Origin of the sequence: uncultured Alloprevotella sp. (assembly GCF_963536905.1) — a bacterium.
In the GTDB taxonomy this organism is placed as follows: domain Bacteria; phylum Bacteroidota; class Bacteroidia; order Bacteroidales; family Bacteroidaceae; genus Alloprevotella.
Map to the genome: position 1 here is coordinate 17,973 of NZ_CAUTBW010000015.1, position 17,390 is coordinate 35,362.

Below are 17,390 nucleotides of genomic sequence, written 5' to 3' on the forward strand. Positions count from 1 at the left end.
TAAAAAACATCATGATTCTCTTAACTAACATTTCTGAGCTTCTCACCCCTCTCGACCCTGAAGAAACTTTCGAAGGGCTTGAACTTCTCAAATTAAGCCTTAGCTTTGGCCTTAACTTCTTAATGGTATGGGTCATCTGCCATTTCCTCTATTATCCAAAAGGTCATCGCCGCGACTACTATTTCACGTTTATCCTTCTGAGTGTGGCCATCTTCATGATGATTTATCTGATGAATGGATCGCAGATGGAGATTGGTGCTGCATTGGGACTTTTCGCCGTATTCGGTATTTTGCGCTATCGCACAGAGAGTGTGCCCATTCGCGAGATGACCTATCTTTTCTATCTCGTTGCAATCTCCGTGGTGAATGGCTCCACGGACCACATGGACCTCTTGGAGAAACTCATGGCAAACGTAATCTTCCTCGGTGTGGTATGGGGGTCAGAGCGTTTTGCCTTGCAAAATAAAGTGGGATGCAAGTATGTGAAGTATGATAATATCAAACTCATCACCCCCGACAAAAGCGAAGAACTCAAGGCCGACTTAGAAAAGCGACTCGGCGTGAAGGTTCAGCGTGTGGAAGTGGGAGCTGTGGATTTCATCAAAGATATGACCATGCTCCGTGTCTATTATATCGACAATTCCGATCGCCTAAAGACCGTGGATCACATGACTAACCTCAAAGACGACAATGCGTTTGAATAAAACATTTATATTACTGGTAGCCACCATGCTGTCGCTGCCCGCTGCCGCCGATGATTTCGGCCTTTGGCCCGAAGTGGGCGTAGAGAAAAAGTTGGGGCGCTTCTCCGTTGAGGCTTCTGCTGGTATGCGCTTCGATGATGCTGTGAGCCGCCTCACGCGCACCGATTTGGGCGTAGGAGTGGACTATAAGCTCCTTAAGTTTCTGAAACTCGGTGTGGGGTATGATTTCATTCGCGATTATACTGGACCAGAGGAGGAAGTTCACTACAACAGTTCCAAAGGGATGAACGGCTACGACGTGAAGCAATCCTATTGGCGCACAAAGCATCGCTTCCATTTCGATGCTACAGGAAAATATCGTGTGGGGCGTTTCACCTTCTCTCTGCGCGAACGCTATCAGCTCACTCGTAACATGGCTGTCACGGTGACGGAGAACAAATACCGCGGCATAGTGTCCGATCCCGCCACCTATGAGGGAGCAACCTATCAAGGCTCTTTCAACGACAATGTCTATGCTTACAGAGAGAGCAAAGCAAAGGAAAAAGATGCTAAAACAAAGCATTTCTTGCGTTCACGCTTCGGAGTGTCGTACAACATAGCTCACTGTCCCATCACGCCTTTCACCTCCTTTGAGATTAGCAACAATTTGGCAAATGGCTTTTCTCTCGACAAACGCCGCTGGATTCTGGGCGCTGATTGGAAGGTGGCGCGCCAGCACTCTGTTTCGTTGGCTTATGTCTTCACCAATGGCGATGATGGCGACAATGATGCCAACTCCTTCGCCATCAATGTTGGCTATACTTTCAGTTTTTAAGATTCTATACTCTCGCTTATGCAACGTATTTTTACCCTCGCTGCCTTTTTGCTCCTCACGATGGGCGCAAAGGCACAAACTTATAGCTATCTGACGTTCCAGCATACAGATGGAACGCAGAAAAGCTTAACCGCCAATGGTTTGAAGATAACATTTTCTGGAAACACACTGACCGCCACCAGCATGGAAGGAACAACCACACTGGCTCTGACGGATCTCTCCAAGATGTTCTTCACCTCCGAAGTTTCTGGTGTTCTCAATCCCACAGATGGGCAAACGCTCGTCACGATAGGGGAGGGAAGCGTCAGCGTGTCGGCTCCAGTGGGCACCATCATTCGTGTGTACACCACTGACGGTCGTTTGCTCACCAACTTCCGCAAGCGTTGGAACGGGACAGAAGAGATATGCGCTGGTTTGGAGCGCGGTCTCTACCTCGTTAGTGTTGGCAGTGTCACCTCTAAAGTTTACATCCGATGAAAAAGCTTTTTCTCCTTTTGATCACAATGTGTTGCGCCTTGGCAGTTGAGGCACAAACACTCAATATCTACCAAGGCTCGGTTTGCGTGGGCGTTTCAGCCGCCGATGCCGCTGATATGACCTACGACAACGGAACAACGCTAACCGTTGCAGGGCGCACATATACCATTGCCGATATTGATTCTATCGTTGTTAATAGCCGCCCCGTCACGGCAGGGCAGGTGGAAGTGTCATACTCCAACGGTGGTGCGCGCGTGTTTATGGCGGGCGATGTTGCCCCCTATCTGACGGCCTCCGTCAGTGGTGCGCACGTGAGCATCACGGCAGCCGCAGGTCTGACGCAGGAAGTCAACTACGTTCTGAGCGGCACAAGCTCCGATGGTAGTTTTACGCAAACGGGTAGCTATAAGATGCGACTCACGCTCCAAGGGGTGGATCTGACTTCTTCCTCTGGTGCTGCCATCAATGTGCAGAACGGCAAGCGCATCAAAGTGGTGCTGGCTGATGGAACGACCAACGCGCTGACCGATGCCGCTTCTGGCTCTCAGAAAGCCTGCTTCTATGTTCGCGGACACGCCGAATTTGCGGGTGGTGGCACGCTGACGCTGACAGGTCGCAAAGCACACGCCTTCGCCTCTGGCGAATACACCGAACTGCATTCTTCTCTGGGGCATATCTATGTGGCTTCTGCGGTGACGGATGGTTTCCATGTTGGGCAGTATTTCCGTATGGCAGGAGGAAAACTCACGATTGCGGGCGTAAAATCAGATGCTATCGATGTGGCGGCAACAAACCATTCCACGGATGAGAACAACGGACAAGTGATGATCTCTGGCGGAACACTGACGATAGCTCTCGATGCTGCCCATGATGTGAAGGGACTCAAAGCTGACAGCCTGATAACGATCAGCGGAGGTAACATTACTATCACTGGTACGGGCAACGGACAAAAAGGCATAAAGACTGCAACCAACTTGCTGGTGAACAACGCCTCTGGAACCGCACCAACCCTTACTATTACGCTCACGGGCACTACCTACAACAAGGGACAGGCAGATGAGAGCAAGACGCGCGGCATTAAGGTGGATCGCGACTTCACTTTCGATGGTGGAACTATCAACGTCTCCACTCCCGGCCCAAAAGCAAAAGCCGTTGTTGTGGACGGTACTTACTATTACAAGAGTGGCACTATCAACTGCCCCGTTTCTGCTGCAATAGTTGGCTAACACTCCACTATCAAATAATTCTTATTCCGAGAGATTTTTAGCCTCGTCTAAAGTCTCTCGGCTTTTGTTTATAAAGAGTTGAGCCGAGCCTATTGCGCATAGATTCTTTTTCTATTACTTTCCCCACGTTTTTCCGTCGTAATATAGAGGCTGATAATTCCCTAAAAAGATATCTCTGAAGAGAATCGGCTCAAAAAGAGTCCTTTTTGATGTGTTTTTTAGCTCAATTTGAGCCGATTTATATAAGAAAATCACCAAATTTGCACCGATTTGATTTTTAGCCTATGGATATTACACGCGAAATACTACAATTTCTGCATAACAATCCGCTATCGTCGCGCGATGAAATAAAGTTAGGTATTAGTTTTGATGGAAGCGATGCTTCATTGAAACGAATCTTGTCTTCAGCTGCACAAAAGGGTGATATAGTTGTTGTAGGAAAAGCTCGTGCAACACGTTATCGTCTTTCAAATCAAGCATATCTATTGATGCCTCTCAATTTAGATACGTACTTTGCTTTAGATATTGACGAACGCCAAGTGCAGACGTCATTCAACTTTGAACTTATTCGTGGACAGCTTCCCACTATTTCGCTTTTTACTGATGAAGAAATGTCTCATCTTGTGCAGTTGCAAGATGAGTTCAGAAAGCATATCAATGGAATGACTGTTGGTGAATATCGCAAGGAAATGGAGCGATTGGGCATTGACCTTAGTTGGAAATCTTCACAGATTGAGGGGAATACATACTCTCTGCTGGAAACGGAACGCCTCCTGCGTGAAAGCAAGACAGCTGATGGTAAGACTAAGGAAGAAGCAGTCATGCTCCTTAATCATAAGGATGCACTTCATTTTCTCCTTGATAATCCAGATTATCTGGAGAAACTTAGTATAAGCCATATTGAAGACATTCATCAACTGCTGACCAAAGATCTCTCTGTTGATAGGGGACTTCGTCGTCGCCGTGTAGGTATTACAGGGACAAACTATCGCCCTCTTGATAATGAGTTCCAAATTCGTGAAGCAATGCACGACACTTGTGATTTGGTCAATGGAAAGAAAAATGTTTTTGAGAAAGCCCTGCTCACCTTAGTGCTTTTGTCCTATATTCAAGCTTTTTCAGATGGAAACAAGCGTACGGCACGTATCACGAGCAATGCTATTATGATAGCTAATGGCTATTGTCCGCTAAGTTTCCGCTCTGTAGATTCCATCGACTATAAGAAAGCAATGCTCATCTTTTATGAGCAGAATAATCTATATGCTTTCAAACAAATTTTCATGGACCAGTTTGAGTTTGCTGTAAAAGAGTATTTCTGAATACTATTTCATTACTAAATTATTACACTTGAAGAGGTGGTTTTTCATCCTCCAAATTGTAAGCATTATCTTCGTGAAGTCCCGCCTCCGGCGGAGGCGCACTATGCTTAACCGCGGGTGATGCCCGAGCAAAGCGAGGGTGAACCCGTGGGGAAGCAGCCCACCAACCTCCGACGCCGACGGCGTCGCACTGCAAGCGGGGAGAGCGAAAGCCAATCATGCAAAGAGCAGGAATCTCACCTGTTCTCTACCCGTAAAAATCATTTTTGTTGTCACGTTGTCACGGATGAGATAATGAGAAGATATACAATAAGTCAGGCGCGTGACAATAAAACTTTTGTTGTCACACTGTTGTCACGCGTATAGCACAAACCGTTTCATCGCTTTAACCCTAAAGTGTGACAACGTGACGACGTGACAACACAAAAACAATATCTGGAGAGGAGAGAGATTCTGCCCATATTCAGCTTCCTCTTTTGCCCCCTCCGCTACAATAAGCGCATCAGCTGACAGGCTTATTCCGTCAGCCGACGCGCTTATTGCATTCTCAAACGCAATAAGGAAATTTGCGCTCAAGTCAGGATGTCTTCTCTCGTAGATACATGGAAATGCTTGCTGGGGTTCGCTCCTGTTTGAGAAGCAAGAGGAGCTGCAAAAGATGCCTATTGAGGTGTTGGTAGATTGGAATGCTGCGGTGAAGCGGAAGAGGCAGGGAGGAGGGCAATAAAAAGTTTTTCAAAAGTTTGTAGGTAATAAATTCATTATCTATATTTGTGGCATAATAAAACAACTAAAGACGATGCCTACGCTTTTCATTCTATTTGGTTTCAAGTTTATGTTCTACTCAAACGATCATACCCCCATTCATATCCACGCAGTTAGAGGAGGAGTAAGTGCCAAGTTTAATGTATTGCCCGATGTCGTGTTGGTAGAAAACAATGGAATGAAACCAGCTGAGTTAAAATTGGTAGAATCAATAGTTGAAGAGAACAAGGACATTATCATTGAACGTTGGAATACGTTCTTTAATGGAAATAAGTGATTATGAAAGTAAAAGTATGGACAACCGACACTGAAATCTGGATTGAGCGTGAGGATGGAACACGAGGCTTTGAACGCTTTGCCGATTATCCACGCTTGAGAGACGCAACGCAAGAGGAGCGGAAGGCTTATGAAGTGCTTCCTTATGGCCTGCACTGGGAAGCTTTGGATGAGGATTTGAGTTTTGAGGGATTTTTCAACAAGAAAGAGCATACCTCCTTATATCGTTTCTTCATGGAGCATCCAGAACTCAATGCTTCTGCCATTGCTCGGCGTTTAGGTATCTCGCAAAGCTTGTTTGCTCAATACATCAGTGGCAATAAGCATCCATCAGCAGAACGTGAAAAGCAAATTGCCGAGCAGATACGCCATATCGGTGCAGAATTGATGGCTGTAAGTTTGTAGAACAGTATCAGGAAAAGGCGCTTTTCTTCTTCTGCCAAGCCATTATGGAATAGAAAAATGCGGAAATCTTTTTGAGGGATTTCCGCATTTTTATTGTGTTGAGAAATGGAGGGGAGGGCTTATTTGCGCTCCTCAATCCATTTGCGCGCATTCACGAAGGCTTCCACCCAAGGAGTGATCTCGTCGGCGCAGCGTGGCTCGGGATAAGTGCCACACTGCCAGGGGAAGCAAGAGCGCTCGAGGTGTGGCATCATGGCCAGGTGGCGACCATCAGCAGAGCAGATACCCGCCACGCTATAATCGCTACCGTTGGGATTGCCGGGGTACTCGTCGTAGCTGTACTTCAAGACAACGTTGTACTTGTCCTCTGCTTCGGGCAAGGAGAATTTGCCTTCACCGTGTGCCACCCAGATGCCGAGGCGGTCGCCGCTGAGGCTGCCGAACATCACGCTGCGGTTGGTCGGGACAGTAACGCCGAGGAAAGCACTCTCAAACTTGTGGCTGTCGTTGTGAAGCATACGGGCGCGGTGCTTGTGTTCGGGGTTGATGAGGTTGAGTTCCACCATCAATTGGCAACCGTTGCAAACGCCTAAGCTCAAGGTATCTTCGCGGGCATAGAAGCGATCGAGCGCTGCCTTTGCTTTGGGATTGTAGAGGAAAGCTCCCGCCCAACCTTTCGCTGAGCCGAGCACATCGGAGTTGGAGAAACCACCGCAGAACACAATCATATTGATATCGTCGAGGGTTTCGCGACCGCTGATGAGGTCGGTCATCATCACGTCCTTTACGTCGAAGCCCGCCAGATATAAGGAATAGGCCATTTCGCGCTCACCGTTCGTTCCTTTCTCGCGGATGATGGCAGCGCGGATGCCCGTAGGCGTGCGGCGTTCGGGCGTGATGCCGAGGCTCTCAAATGTGCCCTTCCAGTTGGGCTGAACAATGTTAAACTCAATCGGTTGTTGCTTGTAGTTTTCATAACGTTTACGCGCACAGCCGTTGAAACTCTGTTTTGTGTCGAGGAGATAGGACGTTTCGTACCAAACATCGCGGAGGTAGTCGATACCAAACTGATAAGTAGCACCATCCTTAGTGGCCAATATGTGGCGTTCATCGGTGGGTTGTCCCAGTTTGACGTATGCCACGCCAGCTTCGTCGAGCACTTTCTTAAAGGCCGCCTTGTTGGCGTTGCTCACCTGCACCACCACACCCGGGTTCTCGGCGAAGAGCACCTTGATGAGGTCGTCGCACTTAAAGTTGTCAAGGTCTATCTCAAGTCCGCCCTCCGTGTTGGCAAAGCACATCTCGAGCAGGCAGGTGATGAGACCGCCCGCACTAATGTCGTGACCCGCCAAGATGAGGCCTTTCTCCACCAATTGCTGAACGGCATTGAAAGCATCGCGGAAGTATTCGGGATTCTTCACCGTGGGCACATCGCTACCCACCTTCTTCAGCGTTTGGGCAAAAGCCGAACCACCGAGGCGCAGGTCGTCGAAACTGAAATCAATGTGATAGAGCGAAGTCTTCGGGTTGTTCTGAACAACGGGGGAAACCACTTTGCGAACATCGCTCACCTCGCCACCAGCACTCACGATAACCGTACCCGGAGAAATGATTTTCTCACCATTGGGGTATTGCTGTGAGAGCGAAAGACTGTCCTTACCCGTGGGAACATTGATTTGCAGCGCGCAACAGAAGTCGGACAGAGCCTGCACACCTTCATAGAGACGAGCATCCTCGCCCTTCTGTGAGCGGCAAGGCCACATCCAGTTGGCCGATAGGGAAACGCTGTCGAGTCCCTCAGACAGAGGAGCCCACACGATATTGGTGAGCGATTCGGCCACAGAGAGCACACTGCCCGCAGCAGGGTTGGCCAGTCCGGCTTGCGGCGCATGACCCAGCGCAGTAGCGATACCCTTACGGCCGCGGTAGTCGAGAGCCACCACGCCGCAGTCGCTCAACGGCAGTTGCAGTTCGCCCTGACATTGCTGGCGCGCAATCTTGCCCGTTACCGAACGGTCCACTTTATTAGTGAGCCAGTCCTTGCAAGCCACAGCCTCCAATTGGAGCACATTGTTGAGATATTCGTTGAGATGACGAGCCTCGTAGGTGGCATCTTCGTAGTGGCGCACAACTGTCTCGTCCACCATGACCGTCTTCGGTGAATGGCCAAACATTTGTGCCACATCGAGATCGAACGGACGAACGCCGTCAGCTTGCACAAAACTGAAATGAGCATCGCCCGTAGTCTCGCCCACCACATACATTGGTGCGCGTTCGCGTTCCGCAATCTTGCGCACGTGTTCGAGGTGCTGCTGGTCGATGAGGAGGCCCATGCGCTCCTGGCTCTCGTTGGCGATGATTTCCTTAGCCGAGAGTGTCGTATCGCCGATGGGGAGTTTCGCCATGTCGATTTGTCCGCCACATTCTTCCACCAATTCGGAGAGACAGTTCACATGACCTGCCGAGCCGTGGTCGTGGATCGAAACAACGGGGTTTACCTCCTCTTCGCAAAGCGCACGGACAAGGTTGTTGGCGCGCTTCTGCATTTCGGGATTAGCTCGCTGAATGGCGTTGAGTTCTATACCGGAGGAGTAGCGACCCGTATCAACGGAGCTGACACTACCGCCGCCCAAACCGATGCGATAATTGTCGCCACCGACAACCACCACTTTGTTGCCTTTCTCCGGCGTACCTTTGAGGCAATCTCGCTTGGTGCCGTAGCCCACACCTCCGGCCAGCATAATCACTTTGTCGTAGCCATATTTCTCATTGTTTTCCTGATGCTCAAAAGTAAGCACCGAACCCGCAATCAGCGGTTGGCCGAATTTGTTTCCGAAGTCGGAAGCACCATTCGAAGCCTTGATGAGAATTTGTTCGGGCGTCTGATAGAGCCATTGGCGCACGGGGAGCACATCCTCCCAGGGGCGACCGCCATCCAGGCGCGGGTAGGCCGTCATATAAACAGCCGTACCAGCTATCGGCCAAGAGCCAACACCACCGCCCATACGGTCGCGGATTTCTCCACCCGTTCCTGTGGCAGCACCATTGAAGGGCTCAACGGTAGTGGGGAAGTTGTGCGTTTCGGCCTTGAGAGAGATGACACTCTCAATGTCGCGAATGATGAAATAATCGCTCGTGGAATGGTCTGCTGGTGCAAACTGCTCCACAACCGGACCTTGGGCAAACGCCACGTTGTCCTTGTAGGCCGAGATAATTTTATGCGGATTTTCCTTTGTTGTCTTTTTGATGAGATTGAAGAGCGACGATTCGCGCTCCTTTCCGTCGATGATAAACGTACCGCCAAAGATTTTGTGGCGGCAGTGCTCGCTGTTGATTTGGGCAAAACCGAACACCTCTGAGTCGGTGAGTTTGCGCCCCAATTGTTCTTCCACGTGGTGGAGGTAGCCAATCTCTTCGGGGCTGAGTGCCAAACCTTCCTGCTCATTGTAGGCTTCAAGATTTTCTACATACTCAATGGGCGCAGGTTGGTGATGGATGGTGAAGATGTCTTGGTTGAGACCATCATAGAGGCGCTGAAGCATCGGGTCGTGGTCGGCATCCTTGCCTGTCACGGGGAAATACTCCTCTATACGAGAAATGCCGCGGAGACCCATATTCTGAGTAATCTCTACGGCATTCGTACTCCACGGTGTGACCATTTCGCGGCGCGGCCCAACATATTGGCCCGTCAGGTTTTCGCCTGATAGCACTTCGGCGTCGCCATAAAGCCAGCAGAGTTCGTTCACTTCGTCAGGGGTGAGCTTGTGATCCACATCGGTGGCAATCACGCTTTTTTCCTTTGTTCTGAAAAAAAGAATCATAGGGGATGATGATTTTGATATTGCAGCAGCGAAGTTACGACGACTTTAGCGCACCTCAAAACTTTCCTCCATTAAAATTTTGCTTCTCTCCTCACCGAGTGCAAAATATCTCCCTTCTGTCCTTCCTCGCAGCTGTTGCGTTTGTACGTTTCGCCTTATCTTTATTGAACAGAATTATACACTTGTTGCCTTTTTACTGAAAAAAGCAAGACAAAGAGGAGTGATAAACTGATATAAATTGTATTTTTGCCGTCACTACTATACTCATGATGGAACAAAAAGAGGAATTTCCCAAAGAAACGAAGATGTCCGCAGCCACCACGAAGGAAGAGCTTCGGTGGTGGGCGATGTCGGCCGTTTACAACCGCTCGATGAAAGTCAAGCAAATGCTGGACGGTTGGGGCATTGAGAACTTTGTGCCGATGAAGACGGTGGTGCGCACTTACGCAGGGCGAAAAACGCGCCAGCGCATTCCCGCCATCAGCAACCTCATTTTTGTGCGTGCCTCGGAGGAGCGTATGCAGGAAGTGAAGGAGCGCACTCGCATCTTGCAGTATCTTTGTATGCGACAAGACGGGCGCAATCGCCGCATCATCGTACCCGATGACGATATGGCCGCCTTTCAGCGAGTGGCTGGAGCGGAGGAAGAGATACTCTACTTCCGTCCGGAGGAAATCGACTTTGAGCGCGGCGACCGCGTGCGTATCCACGGCGGCGACTTCGACGGTGTGGAGGGCATCTTCGTAAAGGTGCAAGGCAAGCGCAATAAGATGGTGGTGGTTACTATCCCCACGCTCGTTTCTGTTGCCACACTTACTTTCGCGCCCGAACTGCTCGAAAAAATCTAAGTAGCTCGCATCTCTTCGCGCAGCTGCTTTTCCCTGATTTTATTGATTCTATTTCGCAAAATAGTCCAACGGGTTCGCCCCGTCGAACTATTTTTTATTTACCGCCTAATTGTTTGACAATCTGCTTCCTCCTTCTGGAGCGCGAAATCGTGGCTCTTACTGGTGAATGGGGTTTAGTTATTTTCTCCTCAGATATTTTTCTGGGAAAATAGCTTTGAAAAACTGCTCTACAACATAAAAAAGCCATTTTCTTTCCTAAATGTTTCATTCTACCTCCTTCTGTGGCGTGAAAATGCAATAAGGCTGTCGGCCGACAGAATAAGGGCGTGGGCCGACACAATAAGGAAGCCAGCCGACAGCCTTATTGTATCTGCGAACATCCTTATTGCGTTCTCGGCAAGGTGGGCGAAGGGGAGAACCGCTCTTATTTGTTATTGCAAAAGAAGTGATTCTCGACTTCGTAAAATAAGAATCTGTTTGACAATGAAGAGGGTGCTGGTGGCTTTCTTTCAGTGTTTCTCTGGTGAGTGGGGAGGCTCTGGCGAAAGGATAAACGAATCCCCTTCTTTCCTTTGCGAAAAGAAGGGGATGAGGAATGTTTTATTTCCGATCTCGAATCTCGTCGAGCGTGATAAGACCATTCACCACGGCGTAAATAGTAAGGCCGGAGATAGAATGGATGTCGAGTTTGCGGAATATGTTCTTGCGGTGGGTCAGGACTGTATTGATAGAGATGAAAAGCTTGTCTGCCACATCCTTGTTGCTCATGCCGCGCGCAATGCAAATAACTATTTCGCGTTCGCGTTCGGAGAGCGATTCGTCATTCTCGTTCTTCTGGAGCGGCTGTCCCTTGGTTCGTTCCATCAGGAGTTCCACGGCGGGGAGGAAAAGGTCGTTTTCAACGCCGCGATGCAGCTGGAGATCCTCCTCACAGTTGAAGAGGTCGAAAAGAACCGTGTTGAGCAGTTCGTTAGGCCCGTCGCCTTTGTAGTATTTAATGATGAGGTTCTTTAGTTCTTGCAGTTTGTGATTAAAGCTCTCGTTGGAGTGAGCAAACTGCAAGAATTGTGTATCGGGAATAGAGCCGCCCTGCAACAACTGGTCTACACTCCGGAACATCTTCTTATTCTCTGCTTCCATGTGGTGGCGAACATCGCGCATGAACTCATCGAAGAATTGGAGGATGAGGAATGCCACTTCGTTGGCATCGGAGCAGTTGATAGAACTCACCAAGCGCCGGCGAATGTCCGGGAGTTGGAAATCGAGAAAATAAGAGTGGGCACGCTTGAGATAGTCCGTAAGGGCAGCCGCGCTAACTTTATCTACATAATAAGAGGCTACTTCTGGCCCCACTTTAACGTAGTTGGCCACGGCCAAGAACGTAGTGACATCGACATTACTCTCTTTGCACACTTCGCGCACATTTTTCTCGCCGAAGCCCAGAGGTATTCCGAAGCGACTTAGCATCTGAAAGAGATGGTGTTCGTCGCATAGAACGTCGTACATACGGTCTACTTCTTTATAACTATCTTTCATTGTTTTTCCTTTTGAAGAGCTATGTTGGCAAAGTTAGGAATTTATAGCGTAGTAGTCACTATGTTTTATTGCCTTAATGTGTAAAAAAGATGGAAAAAGATGTGTTCCGACAGCATTAAGTTGTTTTAAGTCCCTATAAATAAGGATTTCGGGCGCGCAAGTAAAAATGTAATTTTGCCAGCGAAACAAAATAACAATTTAAGATGAGGCATAACAAACTGCTGCTCGGCGCGTTGGTTTTTCCGCTAACGGTGAGTGCGAGCACTATGGAAGACACGCCTGTGGATACTTCGCGGGTATACGATATTGAGGAAGCTGTCGTTGTGGCTTCTCCGAAAGAGCACACAGCTTTTCGCCACCAACCTGTCTCGGCTTCTGTGTTTGGCACAAAGGAGATGGCGCTCCACCACATTGAGGCCGTGAAGAATCTCTCGGCTTTTGCGCCCAATGTGTATATGCCCAACTATGGTTCGCGCTTCACGAGTGCCATCTATGTGCGCGGTGTGGGGTCGCGCATCAATACGCCGGCCGTGGGACTTTATGTTGACAATATTCCCTTTGCGGATAAAGCTTGCTACGACTTTTCTTTTCTCGACATTGACCGTATCGACCTCCTGCGCGGACCGCAAGGAACGCTCTATGGGCGCGGTTCGATGAGCGGTTTGATGCGTGTGTTCACGGCCGATCCCTCGCAACACAACGGCACGACCGTACGTCTGGGTGCTTCTGGGCCAGATACGGGGCGACGCATCAGTGCCACCACATTCCTTCACCCTGCTCCAGGGCTGGACATATCGCTGAGCGGACTCTATGCGGGTAGTGCTGGTTTCTTTCGTAATACGACAACAGGGCGCAAGGCCGATGGCAGCAACGAGGGGGGAGGGCGCTTTCGAGCTGTTTGGCGCGCCAACGACCGCCTGCGGTTCGATTTTAGTTCGGCCTATCTTTATAGCGATGAGAATAGTAACCCTTACTACTATCTTGGTTCAACCTCCGCTTCTGAGCCTTATCCTTATCTTCTCAACCTCATTTCCCAAAATCGCCAAAGCAGTTATCGCCGCGGACTCTTCCATACGGGACTCAACGTAGAGTATAAAGCCAAGAAGTTCACCTTTTCGGCCATTACTTCCTACCTCCATCTCCGCGACCGCCTGTTTATGGACCAAGATTACATCCGCGCGGACATCTTTTCTCTTGAGCAGCGGCAGCGGATGAATAGCGTGAGCGAAGAGCTGAACTTCAAAGGTAGCAACGGGCGCCACTGGGCGTGGACCACGGGAGCTTTCTTTCTCTACGAGAATAAGCGCACCACTTGCCCCGTCAATTTCTATGCGGGCGGAGTGGACTTCCTCAATTCAATGTTCCGCAGTGTGATGCCGAGTTTCGTTACTTTGCAGTTCACCGACTCTCGTTTGCCGTTCGATGCTTCTTTGAAAACTCCGGGGATGAACGTGGCTCTGTTCCATCAGTCCACTTTCCGCCATTTTCTCCTTGAGGGACTATCGCTTACAGCAGGACTTCGCCTCGACTACGACCGCCATGCGCTGACGCTCAATTCTCCTGCGCGCCCCTACAACTATCTCTTCCAACTCCAGATGCCTACGTTTGGGCTCGACATCAATCAGTCTTTCACGAGCGAGGCAGGACTGGCCGGAAAAAGCCATCATGGCAGTTGGCAGCTCATTCCGAAGGTGGCATTGCAGTATGATTTGCCCAGCGGCATCGGAAATGTTTATTGGGCAGTGAGCAAGGGGTATCGCAGTGGTGGCTACAATCTGGAGAACTACAGCGACCTTGCGCAAAACCTCCTACGCCGAAACATCATGGGACAGGTGCGCGACTACAGCATCGCTACGCTGCAAACGCTGCCGAGCCTGACGGAGGAGAGCCGAGAAAAGGCCATCGCAGGCATGAGCGGTATGATTGCTGCCAATATGCCCAGAGAGGTAAGTGTGTCCGCATTGTCTTATAAACCTGAATACAGTTGGAACCACGAGTTGGGCACTCATCTCACGCTCTTCGAAGGCGCGCTGCAACTGGATGCTGCTGCCTTTCTCCTGAGTACCCACCACTTGCAGATGGCGCGTTTCTCGCCCAGCGGTATGGGGCGCGAGATTGTGAACGCAGGGCGAAGCCGGACGTACGGAGTGGAGCTGAGCGTGCGCTCTTCCCTCCTCGATAACCGCCTGAGCCTGCAAGCCTCCTATGGGTGGGCACATAGCACTTTCACACAGTATTTTCTCGGACAGGCCAAAGGGGCTACGCACGCAACGAACTATAAAGGAAATTTTGTGCCTTATGCTCCCGAACACACGCTTGCGGCTTCGGCCGACTTCCGCCAACCTTTATCGAACGCTTTCTTTGAGGCCTTCACGGTTGGAGCTGAAATGGTGGGTGCGGGGCGTATTTGGTGGGACGAAGCCAATACATTTAGCAGTCCGTTCCATGCAGTGCTCAATGCCCACGCGGGAGTGGAGCTGGCTGGCAAGGTGAGTGTTGATTTCTGGGCGAGAAATCTGACGAAAGCCCATTATAGCGAGATGTCCTTTATCTCTATGTCGCGCCGCTATGCGCAATATACGCGCCCGTTGCAAGTAGGTATTGATGTGAAAATAGACTTTTAGGACGCTCCTATTTATTCTGTCTTAGCTGCGACTAAGCAAACTTTTCCGCGCGAGAAAGAAAAGCGGAAAAGTTCAAAGAAAAAAAGTCGGACTGGTTGAACCATTTAGCAACGCGCTGAGGACGCCAACCAGTCCGATGTGTTTTTATTTCGTTCCCATAATCCGATTTGCTTCTTCCACAAAGCGCGCTTTGAGTTGTCGGGCAAACGCGTTGTTAGGGTCGAGCTGTAGCGCCTTGTCGAAGCAGTCGAGCGCGTCGCGATAATATACAGGGCCTTCTTTCATCGGGTTTTTCACGATGAGCGCAGTGAGGTAGAAACCTTGCAGGGTATAGATATCGGAGGGCGAAGCCATTTTCATCTTTCGGAGTTGGCTGATGCGTCGGTCTGCCGCTTTGGCAAGGCCGTCGGCCTGGTCGTTTTGGGGATTCATCACAGCAAAGATGAGGCAGAGGCGAGCCGCTTGGTACTTTGGCTGTACACTGTCGGGGAACTGTGCCTCTATTTGCTCCATCTGTGCAATGCAGTTGAGGAGGTTTTCGGGCGTGGGAGCTTGCATCTGACTAAGGCAAGCGCTGATTTGCTGCTTCATGTCGAGCGGTTTTTCCTTGGTGGTTTGAGCCGAAGCGGAGAAACTCATACTTGCAATAAAGAAGAAGGCGATGGCGAGGTTGGAAATGATAGTTTTCATAATGTTTGTTGTTTTTTAGTGGAACTTTAATGAATCTGGATCGAAGGAGAAACGGCCGTATCAGTTCGATTTCCTGCAACAAAATTATGTAAGGGAAAAATACCGTGCAAATAGTTGTGACGCACAACCACTTTCTGGGAGAAATAACTACTGCGTGGGACGAGCAGCGATTTTTTGGGACGAACAACTAAGTGGTTTCTGCGGATAAGTATCAAAAAATCGGACCTATCTTTGAGCTGATAAGGCCGATTTTCTTTCTCTGTTTTTATAAGAACGTTTTGAGCTTTGCCACATAGGAGCGCGACACGGGTACAGTTGCTTCTGATGGGGCAAGCGTGAGGACATAGCCGTTGGAATTACCTTTGGCTTTCGTGATATTGTTGAGATTGACAACAAAAGAGCGGTGACACTGAAAGACATTGTCGTAGGGGAGTTGCTGCATGAGCTCGGCAATGGTCAGGCGGAACGTTTGACTGGCAACGGTGTCCTGCTGCTTGTAGTGGACAATAATGTCGTTTCTCACCGACTCGGCAAAGAGGAAATCGTTGATGGGCAACTCCAGAGCTTGTCCCCTCACAGCTGCATCGCGGATGCTCACGCGGATGTCGGTTTGCTGCTCCGCCGTTTTGTTGAGCATAGAGGCGAGTTCTGTTCGCAGCATGCGGTTGTAGCTAATGCCTATGGAGATAAACGTGATGAAAAGGCCAACGATGGAGGTCCAATAGAGGAAAGTAAGAAGCAAGGAGAGATTGAACAGACTCACCCCGAAATACAAACCCCAAAAGGCGAAATTCCCCACGCCGATAAAGACGACGAGCAGAATCGTGGCGATACTGGCATCGAGGATTGTCCATTTCGCTTTGCGCTTCATCACCTGCCGTGCAACGAGTGTATGCACCATCTCGAGGAGAAAGGTGATGAGGCCCGACGCGAGGCACGGCAGCAAGATATTGCTCTTGGCAGCTGCCAGCCCAAAGGGGCGCAGCAAATAGAGAATAAGGAAAACGATGGCGGCATAGAGCAACTGTTCTCCCCATGTGCTTTCCTTGAAGGGGTATTTTCGAAGTAGTATCATTTTTCTGCTGTTTGTCGGAGGTTTATCCCAATGCCACATCGAGCATCATCATCACGCTGAAGCCCACGGCAAAGAAGATGGTGCCGATGTTGGAGTGAGGTCCTTCCGACATCTCTGGAATCAGCTCTTCCACTACGACATAGATCATTGCACCCGCTGCAAAGGCAAGCGTGTAGGGGAGAACAGGGAGCAAAACACTTGTAGCCACGAGCACAAGGACGGCCGCAATGGGTTCTACTACGCCCGAGAGGAAGCCCATAAGGAAGGCTTTCGGCTTGCCCATTCCCGCACTCTTCAGTGGCATCGAGATGATAGCTCCCTCGGGCACGTTCTGGATGGCAATACCGATGGAGAGCGTTAGAGCTCCCGCCGCCGTCACGCTGCTTGAGCCGCCCAAGAGTCCGGAGTAGATAGCTCCGACGGCCATACCCTCGGGGATGTTGTGGAGTACGACGGCGAGTACCATCATCGTGGTACGCTGCAAATGGCTCTTCGGACCTTCTGGTGCAACGGCTCCTGCGTGGAGGTGGGGGATGATTTTGTCGAGCAGCAACAAGAAAAGGATACCTACCCAAAAGCCGATGACGGCTGGAACAAAGGACCACCGCCCCATCTGGCTACTTTGCTCGATGGCAGGGATGAGCAGGCTCCACACAGAGGCTGCCACCATCACTCCAGCAGCAAAACCTGTGAGCATTCGGTTGACGGAGAGGCTCAACTCTTTTCGGAGTAAAAACACAAAAGTGGCACCCAGCGTTGTGCCTATGAGGGGGATGAGTATTCCCCAGATAATATCAGATGTCATATTTC

Annotated in this window: 14 protein-coding genes; 9 read left to right on the forward strand and 5 right to left on the reverse strand. The window is 49.9% G+C overall.

The annotated features are described in order from the left end of the window. The first annotated feature begins 11 nt into the window (after positions 1 to 11). The 7 genes from ABLA33_RS04005 to ABLA33_RS04035 all read left to right on the forward strand — a co-directional run bounded on the left by ABLA33_RS04005 (position 12) and on the right by ABLA33_RS04035 (position 5,986). A complete protein-coding gene (locus tag ABLA33_RS04005) occupies positions 12 to 704 on the forward strand; it encodes a DUF4956 domain-containing protein (protein ID WP_311490606.1) in 693 nt (230 codons plus the stop codon). Further along, the gene (locus ABLA33_RS04010; RefSeq protein WP_347719334.1) at positions 697 to 1,518 is read left to right on the forward strand and encodes a DUF2490 domain-containing protein; all 822 of its coding nucleotides are present in this window, start codon (positions 697 to 699) and stop codon (positions 1,516 to 1,518) included. The genes ABLA33_RS04005 and ABLA33_RS04010 overlap by 8 nt, the downstream gene beginning before the upstream one ends. A gap of 18 nt (positions 1,519 to 1,536) precedes the next feature. After that, positions 1,537 to 1,995 (forward strand): hypothetical protein, encoded by a 459-nt coding sequence (locus ABLA33_RS04015; protein WP_347719335.1) that lies wholly within the window; start codon positions 1,537 to 1,539, stop codon positions 1,993 to 1,995. After that, positions 1,992 to 3,221: a carbohydrate-binding domain-containing protein gene (locus ABLA33_RS04020; protein ID WP_347719336.1), complete on the forward strand. Its 1,230-nt coding sequence runs from the start codon at positions 1,992 to 1,994 to the stop codon at positions 3,219 to 3,221. Before ABLA33_RS04015 ends, ABLA33_RS04020 begins: the two co-directional genes overlap by 4 nt. 284 nt (positions 3,222 to 3,505) lie before the next feature. Next, positions 3,506 to 4,540, forward strand: coding sequence for a Fic family protein (locus ABLA33_RS04025; RefSeq protein WP_009348451.1), 1,035 nt, complete (start codon positions 3,506 to 3,508; stop codon positions 4,538 to 4,540). Between the two features lie 799 nt (positions 4,541 to 5,339). After that, positions 5,340 to 5,582, forward strand: a complete 243-nt coding sequence (locus ABLA33_RS04030; RefSeq protein WP_009348446.1) for a DUF4160 domain-containing protein — start codon at positions 5,340 to 5,342, stop codon at positions 5,580 to 5,582. Positions 5,583 to 5,584: 2 nt separating this feature from the next. Continuing rightward, on the forward strand, positions 5,585 to 5,986 hold the full coding sequence (locus ABLA33_RS04035; RefSeq protein WP_347719337.1) for a DUF2442 domain-containing protein: 402 nt from the start codon (positions 5,585 to 5,587) through the stop codon (positions 5,984 to 5,986). Positions 5,987 to 6,105: 119 nt separating this feature from the next. Here the strand turns inward: ABLA33_RS04035 and purL are convergent, their stop codons facing one another. Further along, on the reverse strand, positions 6,106 to 9,807 hold the full coding sequence (gene purL, locus ABLA33_RS04040; protein ID WP_347719338.1) for a phosphoribosylformylglycinamidine synthase: 3,702 nt from the start codon (positions 9,805 to 9,807) through the stop codon (positions 6,106 to 6,108). 266 nt (positions 9,808 to 10,073) lie between these two features. Between purL and ABLA33_RS04045 the strand changes: the two genes are divergently transcribed. Beyond that, positions 10,074 to 10,655, forward strand: coding sequence for a UpxY family transcription antiterminator (locus ABLA33_RS04045; protein WP_347719339.1), 582 nt, complete (start codon positions 10,074 to 10,076; stop codon positions 10,653 to 10,655). Between the two features lie 600 nt (positions 10,656 to 11,255). On the opposite strand, the gene ABLA33_RS04050 is transcribed toward ABLA33_RS04045, so the two are convergent. Continuing rightward, positions 11,256 to 12,191, reverse strand: a complete 936-nt coding sequence (locus tag ABLA33_RS04050) for a helix-turn-helix transcriptional regulator (protein WP_347719340.1) — start codon at positions 12,189 to 12,191, stop codon at positions 11,256 to 11,258. A 203-nt stretch (positions 12,192 to 12,394) separates the two neighbouring features. Between ABLA33_RS04050 and ABLA33_RS04055 the strand changes: the two genes are divergently transcribed. Next, positions 12,395 to 14,815 (forward strand): TonB-dependent receptor, encoded by a 2,421-nt coding sequence (locus ABLA33_RS04055; RefSeq protein ID WP_347719341.1) that lies wholly within the window; start codon positions 12,395 to 12,397, stop codon positions 14,813 to 14,815. A 144-nt stretch (positions 14,816 to 14,959) separates the two neighbouring features. Here ABLA33_RS04055 and ABLA33_RS04060 read toward each other — a convergent pair whose 3' ends face one another. The 3 genes from ABLA33_RS04060 to ABLA33_RS04070 all read right to left on the reverse strand — a co-directional run bounded on the left by ABLA33_RS04060 (position 14,960) and on the right by ABLA33_RS04070 (position 17,385). Then, positions 14,960 to 15,505 (reverse strand): tetratricopeptide repeat protein, encoded by a 546-nt coding sequence (locus ABLA33_RS04060; RefSeq protein WP_347719342.1) that lies wholly within the window; start codon positions 15,503 to 15,505, stop codon positions 14,960 to 14,962. A gap of 265 nt (positions 15,506 to 15,770) precedes the next feature. Then, positions 15,771 to 16,580 carry a LytTR family transcriptional regulator DNA-binding domain-containing protein gene (locus ABLA33_RS04065; protein ID WP_347719343.1) on the reverse strand — a complete coding sequence of 270 codons (810 nt, stop codon included), beginning with the start codon at positions 16,578 to 16,580 and terminating at the stop codon, positions 15,771 to 15,773. 22 nt (positions 16,581 to 16,602) lie between these two features. Next, positions 16,603 to 17,385, reverse strand: a complete 783-nt coding sequence (locus tag ABLA33_RS04070) for a ZIP family metal transporter (RefSeq protein WP_311490595.1) — start codon at positions 17,383 to 17,385, stop codon at positions 16,603 to 16,605. Positions 17,386 to 17,390 lie beyond the last annotated feature (5 nt).

Excerpts from the sequence above, each read along its gene's own strand:
- ABLA33_RS04035 (WP_347719337.1), top strand. The coding sequence starts at position 5,585 with ATGAAAGTAAAAGTATGGACAACCGACACTGAAATCTGGATTGAGCGT.
- ABLA33_RS04045 (WP_347719339.1), top strand. The coding sequence starts at position 10,074 with ATGATGGAACAAAAAGAGGAATTTCCCAAAGAAACGAAGATGTCCGCA.
- ABLA33_RS04050 (WP_347719340.1), bottom strand. The coding sequence starts at position 12,191 with ATGAAAGATAGTTATAAAGAAGTAGACCGTATGTACGACGTTCTATGC.
- ABLA33_RS04030 (WP_009348446.1), top strand. The coding sequence starts at position 5,340 with ATGCCTACGCTTTTCATTCTATTTGGTTTCAAGTTTATGTTCTACTCA.
- ABLA33_RS04055 (WP_347719341.1), top strand. The coding sequence starts at position 12,395 with ATGAGGCATAACAAACTGCTGCTCGGCGCGTTGGTTTTTCCGCTAACG.
- ABLA33_RS04065 (WP_347719343.1), bottom strand. The coding sequence starts at position 16,580 with ATGATACTACTTCGAAAATACCCCTTCAAGGAAAGCACATGGGGAGAA.
- ABLA33_RS04025 (WP_009348451.1), top strand. The coding sequence starts at position 3,506 with ATGGATATTACACGCGAAATACTACAATTTCTGCATAACAATCCGCTA.
- ABLA33_RS04015 (WP_347719335.1), top strand. The coding sequence starts at position 1,537 with ATGCAACGTATTTTTACCCTCGCTGCCTTTTTGCTCCTCACGATGGGC.
- ABLA33_RS04070 (WP_311490595.1), bottom strand. The coding sequence starts at position 17,385 with ATGACATCTGATATTATCTGGGGAATACTCATCCCCCTCATAGGCACA.
- ABLA33_RS04005 (WP_311490606.1), top strand. The coding sequence starts at position 12 with ATGATTCTCTTAACTAACATTTCTGAGCTTCTCACCCCTCTCGACCCT.
- ABLA33_RS04020 (WP_347719336.1), top strand. The coding sequence starts at position 1,992 with ATGAAAAAGCTTTTTCTCCTTTTGATCACAATGTGTTGCGCCTTGGCA.
- ABLA33_RS04060 (WP_347719342.1), bottom strand. The coding sequence starts at position 15,505 with ATGAAAACTATCATTTCCAACCTCGCCATCGCCTTCTTCTTTATTGCA.
- purL (WP_347719338.1), bottom strand. The coding sequence starts at position 9,807 with ATGATTCTTTTTTTCAGAACAAAGGAAAAAAGCGTGATTGCCACCGAT.